At 66.6% G+C, this 14,590-nt stretch carries 16 protein-coding genes; 4 read left to right on the top strand and 12 right to left on the bottom strand.

All coding sequences use genetic code 11. The annotated features are described in order from the left end of the window. The first annotated feature begins 53 nt into the window (after positions 1-53). The gene (locus QP089_RS33090) at positions 54-722 is read left to right on the top strand and encodes an alpha/beta fold hydrolase (protein ID WP_285917001.1); all 669 of its coding nucleotides are present in this window, start codon (positions 54-56) and stop codon (positions 720-722) included. Here QP089_RS33090 and QP089_RS33085 read toward each other — a convergent pair. Together QP089_RS33085 and QP089_RS33080 are read right to left on the bottom strand one after the other, a co-directional pair. After that, positions 719-2,038: an extracellular solute-binding protein gene (locus QP089_RS33085; protein ID WP_285916998.1), complete on the bottom strand. Its 1,320-nt coding sequence runs from the start codon at positions 2,036-2,038 to the stop codon at positions 719-721. The two genes, QP089_RS33090 and QP089_RS33085, sit on opposite strands and share 4 nt — an antisense overlap. After that, entirely contained in the window at positions 2,035-4,083 is a 2,049-nt protein-coding gene (locus QP089_RS33080; protein ID WP_285916996.1) for a VWA domain-containing protein, read from the bottom strand. The genes QP089_RS33085 and QP089_RS33080 overlap by 4 nt, the downstream gene beginning before the upstream one ends. Before the next feature lie 257 nt (positions 4,084-4,340). Here QP089_RS33080 and QP089_RS33075 point away from each other — a divergent pair, with 257 nt between their 5' ends. Then, positions 4,341-5,141 (top strand): SAM-dependent methyltransferase, encoded by an 801-nt coding sequence (locus QP089_RS33075; protein ID WP_285916994.1) that lies wholly within the window; start codon positions 4,341-4,343, stop codon positions 5,139-5,141. On the opposite strand, the gene QP089_RS33070 is transcribed toward QP089_RS33075, so the two are convergent. Then, positions 5,138-6,622 (bottom strand): glycosyltransferase family 39 protein, encoded by a 1,485-nt coding sequence (locus tag QP089_RS33070; RefSeq protein ID WP_285916992.1) that lies wholly within the window; start codon positions 6,620-6,622, stop codon positions 5,138-5,140. The genes QP089_RS33075 and QP089_RS33070 overlap by 4 nt on opposite strands. A 587-nt stretch (positions 6,623-7,209) precedes the next feature. Here QP089_RS33070 and QP089_RS33065 point away from each other — a divergent pair. Further along, positions 7,210-7,344, top strand: a complete 135-nt coding sequence (locus QP089_RS33065; RefSeq protein ID WP_285916990.1) for a hypothetical protein — start codon at positions 7,210-7,212, stop codon at positions 7,342-7,344. Positions 7,345-7,576: 232 nt separating this feature from the next. On the opposite strand, the gene QP089_RS33060 is transcribed toward QP089_RS33065, so the two are convergent. Beyond that, a complete protein-coding gene (locus QP089_RS33060; protein WP_285916988.1) occupies positions 7,577-7,972 on the bottom strand; it encodes a hypothetical protein in 396 nt (131 codons plus the stop codon). 112 nt (positions 7,973-8,084) lie between these two features. Between QP089_RS33060 and QP089_RS33055 the strand changes: the two genes are divergently transcribed. Next, the gene (locus QP089_RS33055) at positions 8,085-8,552 is read left to right on the top strand and encodes a restriction endonuclease (RefSeq protein ID WP_285916987.1); all 468 of its coding nucleotides are present in this window, start codon (positions 8,085-8,087) and stop codon (positions 8,550-8,552) included. A gap of 38 nt (positions 8,553-8,590) precedes the next feature. Here the strand turns inward: QP089_RS33055 and QP089_RS33050 are convergent, their stop codons facing one another. The 8 genes from QP089_RS33050 to QP089_RS33015 all read right to left on the bottom strand — a co-directional run bounded on the left by QP089_RS33050 (position 8,591) and on the right by QP089_RS33015 (position 14,578). Then, positions 8,591-9,877 (bottom strand): 7-cyano-7-deazaguanine synthase, encoded by a 1,287-nt coding sequence (locus tag QP089_RS33050; protein ID WP_285916986.1) that lies wholly within the window; start codon positions 9,875-9,877, stop codon positions 8,591-8,593. Beyond that, positions 9,874-10,494: a hypothetical protein gene (locus tag QP089_RS33045; RefSeq protein WP_285916985.1), complete on the bottom strand. Its 621-nt coding sequence runs from the start codon at positions 10,492-10,494 to the stop codon at positions 9,874-9,876. The genes QP089_RS33050 and QP089_RS33045 overlap by 4 nt, the downstream gene beginning before the upstream one ends. Positions 10,495-10,812: 318 nt before the next feature. Beyond that, positions 10,813-11,619: a protein kinase family protein gene (locus tag QP089_RS33040; RefSeq protein WP_285916983.1), complete on the bottom strand. Its 807-nt coding sequence runs from the start codon at positions 11,617-11,619 to the stop codon at positions 10,813-10,815. Between the two features lie 69 nt (positions 11,620-11,688). Next, the gene (locus tag QP089_RS33035) at positions 11,689-11,820 is read right to left on the bottom strand and encodes a hypothetical protein (RefSeq protein ID WP_285916981.1); all 132 of its coding nucleotides are present in this window, start codon (positions 11,818-11,820) and stop codon (positions 11,689-11,691) included. Further along, a complete protein-coding gene (locus QP089_RS33030; protein ID WP_285916979.1) occupies positions 11,820-12,926 on the bottom strand; it encodes a radical SAM protein in 1,107 nt (368 codons plus the stop codon). Before QP089_RS33030 ends, QP089_RS33035 begins: the two co-directional genes overlap by 1 nt. 72 nt (positions 12,927-12,998) lie before the next feature. Beyond that, positions 12,999-13,178: a hypothetical protein gene (locus QP089_RS33025; RefSeq protein ID WP_285916978.1), complete on the bottom strand. Its 180-nt coding sequence runs from the start codon at positions 13,176-13,178 to the stop codon at positions 12,999-13,001. Then, positions 13,171-13,587, bottom strand: coding sequence for an ATP-binding protein (locus QP089_RS33020; protein ID WP_285916976.1), 417 nt, complete (start codon positions 13,585-13,587; stop codon positions 13,171-13,173). Before QP089_RS33020 ends, QP089_RS33025 begins: the two co-directional genes overlap by 8 nt. A 127-nt stretch (positions 13,588-13,714) precedes the next feature. Beyond that, entirely contained in the window at positions 13,715-14,578 is an 864-nt protein-coding gene (locus QP089_RS33015; protein WP_285916974.1) for a helix-turn-helix domain-containing protein, read from the bottom strand. Positions 14,579-14,590: the final 12 nt, after the last annotated feature.

Here is a 14,590-nt window from a genome sequence, read left to right as displayed (position 1 = left end):
CGCCCCCGACACATCGTCCTACGATGGTTCTGCCGCCGACGAGAGGACCGGCCATGACGTTCGTCCTGGTGCACGGAGCCTGGCACAGCCCCTGGTACTGGCGGGAGGTGACGCCCCACCTGAACGCGCCGGCCGTCGCCGTCGACCTGCCCAGCTGCGGCCCGCCCCACGGCGACATGCATGACGACGCCCGTGCGATCCGCGACGTCCTGGACGCCCACACCGACGTCACCCTCGTGGCCCACTCCTACGGCGGCATGCCCGCGACCGAAGCGGCTGCGGGCCACCCCGCCGTGCGCCACCTCGTCTATGTCGCCGCCTACAACGCCGACGAGAACGAGACCCTCATGACCTTCGCCGCCATGGCCGGCACCGAACCCAACATCAACCCCCAAGTCGACTGCGACTTCGAGGACGGCCTCCTCGTCTTCAAGCCCGACCGCGCCGAGCACGTCCTCTTCCACGACTGCCCCGACCCCCGCGAGGCCGCAAGCCACCTACGCCCCATGGCCCCACCCTTCGCGCAGCAATCCCCGAACGCCGTCGCCTGGAAGACGATCCCCTCCACCTACGTCATCTGCACCGAAGACCGCGCGACCGCCGTGGGCGTCCAGCGAACCCTCGGCACCCGCGCCACCCACGTCCACGACCTCCCCTCAAGCCACTCCGCGTTCCTCTCCCACCCCACCCGCCTAGCCGAAATAATCAACACCGCCCACTAGCCGCCACAGCTACCGCGCTTGCCCTTCAACGCGGCCGTGAGCGCGTTCGCGAACGCTTCGGCAGTCGGCTTCCTGGCGCCCCGCATCCCGGCACGGGCGTTGAGCACCTGCTCGACGCACCCGCGGAACGTCTCGCTGAACTGCGCGTAATACGGCGTGACCGGCCGGAGACGGGCCTGGTACAGCGCGGCCTTGAGGGTCGTGGCGAATTGCGCGAACCGCTCGGGCGTGGGCAGCTCCTCCGGCGTGTACTTCGGGTCCTTGCAGGGCGTCGTGTCGTCGAAGACCGATGTCCGGGTCGGAGTGAACCCGCCGCAGACGAACAGCTGATGCTGGGAGTCCTTGCTTGTGAGGAAATCGATGAGCCGTCCCGCCTCCGCCGGGTGCTCGGAGCGCGCGGACACCGCCAGGTCCCATCCGCCGAGCACGGTGAGCCCGGGCTTCGGCAGGGTCGCCACATCGAAGCCGCTGCCGACCCGCGGATCGGCGGTGAGCGCCCTGAACGCGAACGGCCAGTTCCGCATGAGCCGGGCGTGGCCGCTCGCGAACGCCTCGAGGGAACCGTCCTCCATATAGGCGCGCGATGCCGACAGGGCCGGTCCGGCGCCCGCGAGGCGGTCGAGCCCGTTCAGGACGACCTGCGCGGTCTTCGCGTCCACCCGGCCCACGTCGCCGCTGAGAACCGCCCCGCCCTGGGTGTTCCAGATGACCTCAAGGGCGTTGGCGGTGAGCCCCTCGTAGTTCTCGAGCTGCGCCGCATACCCCTGGCGGAGCAGCTCGTCCCACGACTCCGGTGCCTTCTCGCCCTTCCGCACATAGAGCAGTCCGGCATCGGTGAACCACGGAACCGCGTACTGATCCCCGTCCCACCGTCCCGTCGCCATGGTCTGCGGAACGAAGTCGGCCGGGTTGTCGATCCATGACCGCCGGACCTTCTCCAGGAAACCGCGCCGCGCGTATTCGGGCAGCCACGCGACATCGACGAGCAGCACATCGTAGGCGCAGCTTCCGGACTCCAGGGCGGCGGCGATCTGGCTGCGCGTCGTGTCCGTCGACCGCGACACCTCGATCAACGTGGCCGGCTGCTCCGGGTGCGTCCTGTTCCACCCCTCGACCAGGGCGCGCCGCTGGAAGTCCGGGCTGACGTCGACGTCCGTCGCGATGGTCAGGCCGCGGTGCTTCCCGCACCCGTGGAAACGGGGACGGTAGCCCATCGACCACCTCACCCCGAGCCCAGCGGCCACCAGCAGGACCAGCGCCGCCAGCGAGGAGCAGAGGCGCTTGTGCCTTGCGAAGAAGCGGACGTGCACCGTCACCCCCAGAAGACGTCGGCCATCACGAGGCTCACGAGGTCCTCGACGGCGGCCTGGGGCCTTCCGATGCAGGACCCCGGGCCGAACGTGGCGGCGATCGATGCGACGGGCTCGGCCCCGCAGTCCCCCGGCCCGGTCGGCACGATGAGCAGGCGCAGTCCGGGCTTGTCCGCCCGCAGCCGTCCGGCCAGACCGCGGGCCTGAGCGGCGCCGTCGCGGTTGGTGGCGGCGGCCTGCCCGTCGGTCAGCACCACCAGCGTCTGCTTGCCGCGGTGCAACCGGCCGGCCGCCTGCTCAATGGCGGTGGTCAGTGCCAGATCCCGCCCGTTGGTGACGGCCCGCTGGATCGCGGCCTGCACGTCGGGACGCGTCGCCTCGTTGCCGGACGAGGCGATCGGCCCGGTCTCCGGCCTGGTCACGGCGGAGAAGAGGAACAGCGATGTCGGCGCGGTCGGCCGGACGTCGCCCACGATGCGCAGTGCCAGGTCCTGCGCGCGGCCGAGCCGCGGGCCGCCCTTGGTCACGGGATTGGCCATCGAGCCGGAGACGTCGACCAGCAGGCTCAGCGGATACGCCGGCCGCGCATCGGCATAGCAGTCCTTCACCTCCTGCAGCGACCCGACGCAGCCGGCGTCCCCGCGCAGGTGGTGCGGCGGCATGGCGTCGGGGACCACATGACCGTCCCGCAGGCTCCGCACCACACCGTTCCCGGCGGCGAGCTTCCCGGAAACGGTGCGCAGACCCTCCCGCGCGAGTTCTCCGCCGTCGAGCCATTTCCGGAAGGCCGCCACCGCCTCGTCACGCCGGGCGGTGTCCTCTCCGGGCCAGCGGACGTGCACGAAGGGGTGATCGAGCGCCGGAAGGTCCGCCGTGTAATACGGAAAGAGCCGCCATTTCTGGGAAGGCGGCCCGCTCCGGCAGCCCGTCCCCAGCACGTCACCATGGTCGTATCTCGCCAGCAGATCCTCGGGCACAATGACGGCGACGTCACCGGGCGGATTCTTCCCGGCCGCGTCATCGTCCCGGAAAGCGCACAGCATCGAAGCCGCGTCACCAGCGGAAATCCTGCTCTGATCGAGTATCTTCTCCACCGGCTCCCGGTCGCCGCCGGCCCACCCGCTCCGCAACGCCTGATGCAACACCGGCGTCGCCAGCAACGCCGAATCCGAAGTGTCAGGAGAAGGCCGCGCCACGGAATTCAGCACTTGGTCGGCACTGAACACGTGGAGCAGCGCCGTCAGGCTCTGCCGCCCCTGATCGCCCGCCAGATCCTGGCGATCCGCATCACCGAAGACCCCGACGACCACCGGGGACGTCCCGACGGACCCGCCGATGTCCAGGTCGGCCTTCGCCCGCAGAGGATTCTGCTTCGCCGAACACGTGCCCCCACCTTCGCTGTACTGCCGCACCCCTTCCGCGACCGTCCGGTCGGCGGGTATCCAGACGTCCGGCTGCGAACCGAGGAGCGTCGCCCGTGCAGGCAGGGACGTGCAGTCACCATCGTTCAGGTCGATCCCCGGGCTGGTCCATCCACGGGCGAACCCGTTCTTGACCTCGTCGGTGGGCGCGTCACCCGCGACGTCGACGGTCACCCGCCGGCATCCGTGCTCCGACTTCTCCGTCACGTACCGCTGAGCCGCAGCGGCCAACGGGGCGACATTCTCCGCGTCGGTGACGACCCGCAGGTCGACCGGTTTCCCGCACTCCCCATTCGCAGTCACCAACGGCGGTACAAGGACAACACCCGAGATCACGACCGCCGCGCCGACGATCCCGGGCCAGGACCACTTGACCACTCCCACCACCTGAGCGAGGACGATCTTCACTTTCGCCCAGACGCCGGAGCCCCCGGTGGTCATGACGGCCACGGCCCCGAAAAAGGCGCCCACGGCACCGGCGATGAAGAGCGCCTGCCCCCACCACGGCAGACTCAGCAACCGGCCGCCATAGACCCCGAGAAAGGCACAGAACAACGCGACCGCGAACCCCAGTACCGTCAGTTCCTGACGGCCTCTGCTCCGCCGATCGGGGCCACCCTCCGAGGACATCCCACTCCCATCGGATGAGCAAGAATGCACGTCCCCCCGGCTCGTATCGCCCAGTCTAGGCAGCGCCCACCCGACCGCCCACAACGTGTTCGTAACACTCGATCACCCCAATTCGGACGCAAATAATCCACCATTAAGCACGCGCCCGGCCCGGCCGGAGGGCCCCGCGACACGGAACGATCACCTCCCCGGCGGCCGTCGATCATGCGAGGATCGGACGGTCGCGATGGCTCCCCCGTCCCCAGGAAGAACCCCTCATGACCGACGCCTCACCCCCCGTGGACCTGCGCACGGACGTGCCGCATCCGGCCCGGGTGTACGACTTCTACCTCGGCGGCAAGGACCATTTCGGTGCCGACCGCGAGTTCGGCCAGAAGATCCTCAGCTTCTGCCCGCAGCTGCGGCCGCTGGCCCTGGCCAACCGCAGGTTCCTGGCCCGCTCCGTCGGCGTGCTCGCGCGCGACTACGGGGTCCGCCAGTTCCTCGACCTCGGTACCGGCCTGCCGACCTCGCCCAACCTGCACGAGGTCGCGCAGAGTGTCGCGCCGGAGTCCCGGGTGGTGTACGTCGACAACGACCCGATCGTCCTCGTCCATGCCCGCGCGCTGCTGACCAGCCGCCCGGAGGGCAGCACCGACTACGTCGACTCCGACGTCACCGACATCGACCGCATCATGCGGCAGGCGGCCCGGACGCTGGACTTCGGCCGGCCCGTCGCCGTCAGCGCGCTGGCCCTGTTCCACTTCCTGCCCGACCCCGCCCCCGCCGACCTGCTGGCACGCCTTCGCGACCGCCTGGCGCCCGGCAGCTTCCTGACGATCAGCCACGTCCTCCCGGCCCTGCGCGAGGTCGCCGATGCCTACCAGGGCGCAATGGGCCTGGGCACCCTGCGCGGCAAAGACGAGATCACCGCCCTGTTCGGCGATTTCGAACTCCTGGACCCCGGCCTTGTGGACCCGTACCTCTGGAGGCCCGACCTGGCGCCACAGGAAGTGGCCCCAGCCGAAGACCTGGCCGGCCTAGGCGCAAGCGCCGTAGCCCGCAAACCGACCAACTAACCCCCATGCCGGCTGTACAAGGCGAGCCGGACGCCGCCGAATGCCCAGGAGCCGGTGGAGGTGAACCGCCCGTCCCTGCGGAGCGCCGTGAGGTTGCGCAGCGGCAACGGGGTTCGGTACCGGTGGCCGGGCGGAGGGATCTCCACGACCCAGATCCGGGAGCGGGAGCCCAGCGCGGTCCGGAAGCGATCGGTCGGCAGGTCCCTGCCGTGGTCGTGCAGCGCCGCCGCGTCCAGGCGGGCGAAGGCGTCGGCGTAGACGGTGGCGAAAACCCGCTGGTCCGCGGGGACGTACAGGACGGCATCGCCCGGCCGGGACCGTTGCCGCAACACGGCCGCGAGCGAACGGAGGTCGTCCGGCCGGCTCCGCGGCTCCCGCAGTTCGAGCTGGGCCGGGAGAACCGCCACCGCCAGGCACGCCAGCGCGAGGACGGCCACCGACAAGCCACCCGTCAGCCGCTCGGTCACGGCCTCCAGCCCTACCCCGGCCAGAAGCGCAAGCGCGCAGACGCAGTACAGAACGTAGCGAGGGTGATACACCGGGTGCGCCTGCGAGATCGTCCACGCCACCACGAATGGCACGATCAACCACGGGACGACCAGCGCCGCGGCGTTGCGGTGGTCGCGACCGGCCAACCGCACCGCACCCGCCACGACGGCCGCCGCAAGGGCCAGCAGGACGATACGGCCACCCCCGGCGACCAGTAACCCGTAATCGTAGGGCGCCGCAAGACCGGGACGGCGCAACCACGACACCTGCGCACCTTCCTGACCTCGCGCGACGAGAACGAGCGGCAACACCGCTGCCACCGCCGCGAAAGCCGCGAGGCCCCACGCGACCAGATGGTGGAGCCGCCGCCGGTCCCACAGCAGCGCGGTGACGGCATGGGCCGGGAGGAGGAACAACGCATACAGGTGAAGCCATCCCAGCAGTCCCATCGACGCCGCGTAGGCGATGTACCAGCCGGCCCGGAGACGCTGCTGGTCGAGGGAGCGCAACAACAGGTACGAGGCCAGCACCGCACCGGCGCTGACCAGCGCATACTGGCGGACCTCCTCCGCATACCGGCTGGTGATCGGCAGCAGGCCGTAGAGCAGGCCGCCGTACAGCCCCGCCCGCGCCGAGTACAGACGCCTGCCCAGCACGGCTATCCCCGCAGCCGCCAGCGCCGCCGCGACCGCGGACGGCGCACGCGTAAAAACCTCGCTGGTACCCACCTCCGTCACCAGGTGGATCAGCAGGTAGTACAGCGTGTGGACGGCATCGATGCGTCCCGTGAACTCACGAATCCCACTGACACCAGAACGTCCGACGACCACGCTCACCGACTCGTCGCGCCAGTAGGTAGGCGTGCCGATCCGCCACAAGCAAATCCCCAGCGCGACAACACCGGCGACCACCGGATACAGCCGCCCAAGCTCGCGCCTGGCGCCGCCCACAGCGTCCTCGGCGGTCGCGAACCGACCGGTCGTCGACGTCATGCAGTCCCTTTCACCACAACCGAGGAGCGCACAATAACGGAAAAAGCGTAGAAACGCGGCCACACTTCTGCGCACCCAGATGACAATCAGATGAACGCCCACAGAAGAAAACTTTGCAAGTCCTCTCACCCACTGAACACCATTCCGAGAACCACCACGACGAACCACCGAGCTTCACAGCGCCCCCTACCCGCCGAGCTCCAGAACACAGAAGCAACCAAGAGCCGAAGCCCCAAAGGGGGCAGGGAGCAGGGGGCGAAGCCCCCGAGGGGGCGGGGGCTCGGGGCGTCACCCCAAGACCCGTAGCGGGGGCAGGATTGAACCCTGCGAACTCGTCCGCCACTACGGCGAAACCGGAACCACGGCCAAGGCCCTCCCACTAACCGTGGACGGGCTCATCGCCACCCTGGGCGCCAACATCGCCCACGGACTAGACCACGGACCCGTAGGTGCCGCAGTCGCTGCCTGGCCCGCCCTGGTCGCCACCGGTGCCTTCGAACTACTGATGAAGCTCATCCGGGGGGTCCCGTACACCTCTCAACACGCCACGAGGCCGCCCCGCGCCCGAGGTGAACCCGCGCGTACCCGTGGCACTCCAACCCGTCACCAGCACTTACCCCGGCGCCGCAAGCGCGCTGGACGCCGCCACCGCCGCATTGGCGGCCCAGGCAGGCGAGCTGTTCGCCGACGACATCGCAGCAGGCCGCCACCCCATCATCTGAGCCATCCGCCAAGCGCTTCACATCGGACAAGCCAGAGCCAACAAGTCCAGGCATACTCAACTAATGAGGCTCCAGCACACTTGCGCTTCGGTGGAGGCGCCGATCGCGAACCTCCGTCATCGCCGCCTGGGGCGGCCCGGAAGGTGATCAGATCCAGACTGTGGTCTAATGCCGCCCTTATGCCTCAAAAGTGGCACACTTGGTCCTCCAGCCCCCATCCTCACTCGGTGAGTCACACGTGTCCGATGATCCATTCCACTACCCTGCCGAGCTGCTCAGCCTCCTCATCGACGCCATCCCGCGCCTGGTGCGCTCCAAGCTCGACGTCTTGGACTTCTTCCGCAGCGCTGGCGTGCCCGAGCCCATAACAGCCGATCTGCACCTCCAAGTCGAAACAGATCGAAACTCGATCAACAAATTCACGATCGTTCGCACGGTGCTTAACCGTCTCAACACGGAGGGCGACCGCGGGCTCAGGTCTCGTCGTGAGGTGGTCCGGCGAGTCTGCGAGTTCGAGGAGTTCTCGACTTGCTGGCCAGAGGATGCCCTCAAAGCCAAGGGCCTCGTCGCGGATGTACGGCGCGTCGTAAACGCGAAGGACTCCTTCACCCGGATGCAGCAGGCTCAAGAGAAGGAACGGCAGGAGCGGCTACGGCAGCAACGGGGAGGCAGCCGAGGCGCTACAACAACAGCGTACCCAGCGTGAAGCGCTCCGAAAGCGTCTTGTCGGCCTGTCGTCGATGTCAGACGCCCATCAGCGAGGCATTGCCTTCGAAAGCGCGCTCAATGATCTTTTCACGCTTGACGGTTTGCTTGTTCGTGAGGCCTTCACCGTAAGGAAAGACGGCGAAGTGTTGGAGCAAATAGACGGGCTCATCGAGTTGGAGGGGCAAGCCTACCTCGTCGAAGTGAAGTGGTGGAACAAGCCCCTCGGCCCTGGGGTAACTGCCCAGCATCTGGTGCGCGTTCACAACCGAGCCGGCGTCCGCGGACTCTACATCTCAAACTCCGGCTATACACCAGCCGCAATCGACCAATGCGTGGAGGCGCTAGCGAGCAGGGTCGTCGTGCTGGCCGAAACTCACGAACTACTTCTCCTCCTGGAGCGGGGCGGGAGCATCACTGACTGGCTGAAGGCAAAAGTGCACGCCGCCGCGGTCGATCGTCAGCCGCTGTTCAATCCGTTTGTGTCACCAGCAGCAGGTTAGCGTGGGCAGAGACGAACGACTTGCCGTCCCCACAGGGATCATTTATGTACGACTGCGCGATCATCTAGGCCAAAGGTGCGACGAACCATCTGGGCCAGTTCGGCGCGCCCGCGTGTGATAACGTCCATCGTCACGGACAGATCGGCGGTGGCCGGGAGTGTCAGGTCCCCCAGCAATTCTCGTTCGGAGAAACGATGGGTCAGCCACCACCAAAGGGCGTGGAGATCTTCCGGCCATGGCCCCTCGTCAGCAACGAGACCAAATTCGTACTGGGTTTCGTCCCGGCCAGTGGCACTGAGCAGTCCCGCGCGGCGCACGAGACAGGGGAAGCAACGTCCGCAATGGAAGCTCGCTGCCCCCCGCTTGACCGGCGGACGCCCACAACTCACTGTGGTCCACAGCGCCTTTTCCGATAGGCCTGCCTCAAGTGCCTTGATACAGACCTCGCCTTTGGTCAACTCGGCGAAGGGGTTTAAGATCTCGATGTCGCCTCCGATGTTGGCGACCAACCGGTTGAGCTCCGCCAGCGTGGTGGGATGCACTGAACGAGTAGAGCATGCTGCCGGCCGGGCTGGAGTCAGCGGCGGATTGATCGCCAATTGACCGTTTTCAGGAACAGTCACTGTCGTCACCTTGTGGCCGGAGGCGACATAGAGAGCGGTCGCAAGAAAGAGTAGTCCACGTGAACGTGCGGAGAGTTCAAGAGCCTTTCCGTTCTCAGCGAAGGTTTGGAGCGGGAGCTCGTTGGGAAAGACCGGGCGCTCTCCCAACCCTTTCAGCATCCCCACCAGCTTCCTCTGGTAGCCGATATCGTCTGGCTCGTGATATGAGACCAGGACGAGCGCTCCTCCGCCAGTGCGCATCCGGTCTGCAGCATATGCGGTGGAGTCCAGGCCGCCAGAGAACAAGGCGACCTCGGCGCCCTCCAATGGGAATAGGGGAGCATCTGAAGGCGCGTACCGAGCCCCGCCAGCAACAAAATCGATGTGCCATCGGTCGCCGGTGAGCAAGGCGAGTAGCCGGTTAACGTCGGCGGTGCGGGATTGCCAGGGCTCGGGGTCTACAACTTCGACGGTCAAGGAGATAGTGCGAGTCCATCCGTCATCTGCCGCACGGCGTGTGGACCTCTTGTCCGCCAGGAACACGGCCCGCGCGATGTGAAGGAGGTCATCGGCCCATGGTGCTACCTCACCCGCACGCCTCCCTAACTGGTGCATGGTTTTATCGGTTGCCCGGAAATTTTCGTCCTTCAGCTGGGTGATACCACTCTCCGGGAGCTGAAAGCGGCGTCCGAAGTGATAGGTGAAGCAGGCTGCTGTAGTCATGACAGCGTCCCATCGCCTGGGGCGATCCCCAGGGCCCGATCCACCGTCTCCACCAGGAGGTCACGCCCCAGGTCCGCGATTGAAGGAGCGCCTTCACCCGCATCCGCCTTGGCTTCGCATGGCAGAGGCAGCACTGCGCGAATACGCTCGGCGACCCAGGAGGCGACATGGCCCGCAGGGTCAATTACGTGGAGGACCGGCACGGCAAGTTTGATTTTTTCGGCGATGATGGTCTTGATGAACTCACTCACCGCATCAGCGAAGAACAGTTCGTAGATCGCACAGAATAGATCGTCGGGAAAATGCATCCCTGCGTTGGGGGATGCCTCCTCAGCCCCCTCACCCCCAAGCCCGGCGATCAGACGATCGAGGATTGGGCCGGCTGTCGCTCGGCGGACCGCAGCCGTGGCAACGGTGCTCCCATCTCCGGCTACCGCATCCACGAAGCGCGCAGCGAAGGCGCCATCCCACTCTGCAGCCGTCCCCGGGCTTGAGCCCAGCGGCGAGTCGTCTCCCTCCTGCAGCCACTCCCAGGCCTCGATCAGGCGTTGGCCAGCTTCAACGAGGGCCGCCCGGAGCCCAAAAGCATCTGGATCTTTCCGTAGCGTCTCCGCCAACGCTTCGCGGTAGGCCCAGGCTGCCTCTCTGCCCGAAGCCTCCGTCTCCTGAGCGTCTCCAGGGTCGAGCCCCTCTCGTACCCAATCCCGTACCTGCTTGGCAGCACTGTCCCAACTGCTCCCCCGCGGCCCGCGCAGCTTCGATGAGGTACCCATGCACACCCCAAATCAGGACAAACCCCTTCAGAGTTGCAACTTGACCCCGTATGGCCCATCGGAGTCAATAGTCTGGCGAGTGACTTATTGTTTGACGTGCGGACAGGCGACTAGCCCACAGAGGACGTCTCCCTCGTACCTGCCCTTGCGCTCGGGCGGCCCTCAGCCCGCTGCCTGGTAGGCCGCCCACTCCCTCGCCGCCAGTTCCATGGCCTTGGTCCATGACGACTGGTCTTGCCCGGCGATCTCAGTCCACAGGTTCACACTCGCCACCGCGAAGGCAGCTAGAGCAGCACGTGAGGCCGTCGACCAGGCCGGGAGCGGAGTTACCAACTCTTCGGCTTGTGCGGCGCTGTGCCCGCTGGCCATGAGCCGCAGAACCAGACACGCTGGGTCCACCCATCCGGCGCCCCTGGTCGGCCACGCCCAGTCGATCAATACCGCCCGTCCGGTGCTGATGATGACGTTGTCCGGCACGTAGTCGGTGTGCAGGAGCGCTTGACCGGCCAGTAGTTGCGCGTGTTCGGGCTCAACGACGTAGGGCTTCCAGCGCTGCTCGGCCCGCTTGATGGGAAGGTCGGGAGCAGGGATCGAGCCCAACTTCTTCATGGTCTCGATCAGTAGAGGAAGATCGGGCGAATCGGGTGCGTAACTGGCGTGCCGACCTTCAACGACGTCGAAGACGAGCAGATCCCAGTCATCGCTGACATGTCGAAGGAGGCAGCGGGGAGAGATCTCTTCGACGAACGGCGCGACCGTCGCCTCCATCTCCTGCGTCCAACGGCGCGCATAGTCTCGGCGCAGTCCCTTGACGAAGAGCCTCCCTCGTTCGGCGTCGAGTACAGCGGCGATCGCAGAGTTCTTGCCCTCGGACATGGTCGTTGCCGAGTAGATGCTCCCGGTACAGCCTTCGACCGTCTCTCGGGCGGCCGCTGGCATGTCGGCCCAATGCATCCGTTCGACTGCCATCAACTTCCCCGTCTTCCCCGACAGCCAGGGCCGCCCCCTACGTTAGGGGACGGTCCCGCTGACTAGCCTCTAGTACGGCTGGTCGTCACCGACCGCGCACGAGCACCGGTCGTCCGACACCAGGTCATCCACGTCCGAGACAACCTGGATCTCGTCGTCGTCCAACGGCCGAGGACCGATCTCGACAGCGACAGCGGCCATCAGGCGGTCACCACCTTCCTGTTTCCGTGCTGGCAGTAGGTCGACAGCGGGGCTTGGGCCTTGCGATACAGCTGGACAAGCGGCATACAGGTGCCGCACGTTCCCTGGAGGCTGCATCCGGTGCAGCCGCCCTGCCGCAGCAGCAGTCCATCGGCGATGTCGTTGAGGCGGAGCAGACCTTCGACCCCTTCGGTGATGAGGTCCACGTTCGGTTCGCGGCCGATCTTGCAGATGGACGCCTTGCCGTACGGGTCGACGTGGAAGAAGGTGTGACCGGCGTTGCAGCCCGCGAAGGGCTTGCGCTTGCGCAGATGCTCTGTGACGGCAAGGGTCTCGGCGCCCCCATGGATGGTGGGCGACATGTTGGAGTAGACGTCGTTGGGCACGCCCAACCGATCGGAGAACGCCTTCATGGCGTCAAGCTCTGCCGCGTTGTGCTGAGTGATGACCAGGCTGAAGGACAGCGGAAGGTCCGCTTCGAGGGCAGCGTGGACGCCGTTGATGAATGACTTGAACGCTCCCCGTCGCCGGGTCAGCCCCTCGTAGCTCTCGGCCGTCGCGCCGTAGACGCTGACCGTGATCTGGTGAGGTCGGCGCTCGGCGAGGAGTTCGATGATCGAGGGAATATGGAGGCGGGAGCCGTTCGACAGAATGGAGAGCATCATCCCGAGGTCGTAGGCCAGCCTGTAGACCTCGGGGAAGAACCGGTCGATCAAAGGCTCGCCGCCGGTGAGCTGGAGCCAGAGCACGCCGGCGTCGCGGAGAACGCGGAGCGTCTTCTCCCTGTTCTCCCATGACATGCCCTCGAATTTCTTCAGCCCCAGGTAGCAGTGCTCGCAGTCGAAGTTGCAGCCGAGGTTGACCTCGTGCGTGGCTCTGACGAAGCCGTACGGGGTCGGCCGCCGGACGACGACTGTGCCGTCCATGAGGGCGTTTCCGAGGTCCAGTCCCCATACTTGTCGGCTCGCGTCAACGAGCCAGGCAGGGCAGACCGTAGCTCGCTGGAGTTCGCGGAAGCGGCCGGCGCCGATGCGTAGGGCCTTTTTCGATCCGGGACGGAGTAAAACGTGCTCATGGGTGGTCGGGCTCGCGATGAGCTGATGCATCGTGTCCCCTCCAGTGGGGTGGTCCAGGCCCGGCGCGGCCTCGCCGTGAGCCCAGAAGTGTCTTTGCGAGGACTACTCCTCGTCCTCCAGTGCCGTGATGTTCTGCTCGGCCATCGCCCGGATGGTCTTGATGGAGGCAGGCAACAAGCCGTGCTGCACCATCGCCTGCTCGTATGCGCCGTGGGCGATCTCCAACGCGGCTCGAACGGAAACGAGGGTCTGGCCAGCGACGACCGCAGTGTTCTCAGACATTGGGAGGCACCTCCAGAACGGCGAAGACCCACTTGCCTTCATCGCCGGGCCGCCAGCCGTAGTGAGCGGCCAACTGCTCGACGATGAGGAGCCCACGCCCGTCCTCGGCGTCGAGACTCGGAGCCTCGCGGTGAGGCGGCGCCGGGACTGAATCCCAGACCTCGATGGTGAGTGTGTTGATGACCTCTTCGCAGATCCGGACCTTGATCCTCTTGTGCCGTGCCTGCGTCACCGCGTTCGTCACCAGTTCGGACACCACCAGCTCGAAGTCTTCCGCTTGGGCCTCGGAGAGCCCCCACACGACGAGAGCGCGTACCGCAGCGCGGCGGGTGATGCTCACCGCGGCCGGTGTCGAGAGGAACTCGTGATCCATCAGGATCTTGCGGGTCTCCTGCGCTGCTGTCGTCATCGGTGACTCCCGAGTCGGAACCGGGCCCGTCCTGTAGCGCCACGCCAGGCGACGGACTTCGTGTCACACACACTGGCTCTTCACAGGTGTCCGATGCCAGAAGAGAGGCAAAAGGAGGCAGGCAACTTCAGCCGTAGGTGCCGGCTGCTGCCTCGATCAGCCTCCCCGCCTCGTCCCCGAAGACCGCTGAGCGGTAGAGATCCTCGAACGCCGCCAGATACAGGGAGACCTCGCCAGGCGCGGTGATAGTGACCAGTGCCGACAGGATCTCCACCTCAACCTTGTTGCCGTCGAACACGGTGAAGTTCTCCAGCACCCACTGAGAACGCGGGCGCGAGAAGGGCAGCACTCCCAGCGCCACCGAAGGGATCGCGGAGGCAGTGATGTCGGCCAAGTGCGATAGCTGATTGACCATCACCTGTGGCTCACCGAGCCGGTAATACAGCGCCGCCTCTTCCATCAGGAACAGGAACTTGCGACCAGGTCGCCACAGCACGCGCTGCCGATCTATGCGGGCCGCCGCAGCTCCTGGAACATCGTCATCGGGCCCGCCTGATCGGCGGGAGACGAGAGTAAGCAGCTCAGTGACGTAGTCACGAGTCTGGAGGAGACCAGGCACGACCTGAGAACAGTACGTCCAGTCGGTGGAGGCGCCCTCGTACAAGGCAAGGCGGCTCTCCTGGAGCCGCCTCAAGCCGCCCTTACCTCGCTGGAGCCGCTTCCAGGTCGCGTAAGCGGAGTCCGCGGACTGCAGAGCCGCGATGAGGTCGTCGCACTGGTCATCGGCGTCACAGATGCGGCACCAGGCCCTGATGTCGGCGACGGTCGGCGCCCGCTGGGCGTGCTCGATCTTGCCGACCTTCCACCGGTCCCATCCGGCGGCCTCGGCGAGGTACTTGGTCTTGATCCCGGAGTTCAGCCGGATCTCGCGCAAACGGTCGGCGAGGGCCTGCCGAGCCGCCTGAACGGCCGGGTACTGGGGTGGAGGCACGGTCTCAGTGTC

The organism is Actinomadura opuntiae (assembly GCF_030283205.1).
GTDB lineage: Bacteria > Actinomycetota > Actinomycetes > Streptosporangiales > Streptosporangiaceae > Spirillospora.
The sequence above is the reverse complement of the archived record's forward strand: the minus strand, read 5'-3'. Positions and strand labels throughout refer to the sequence as shown.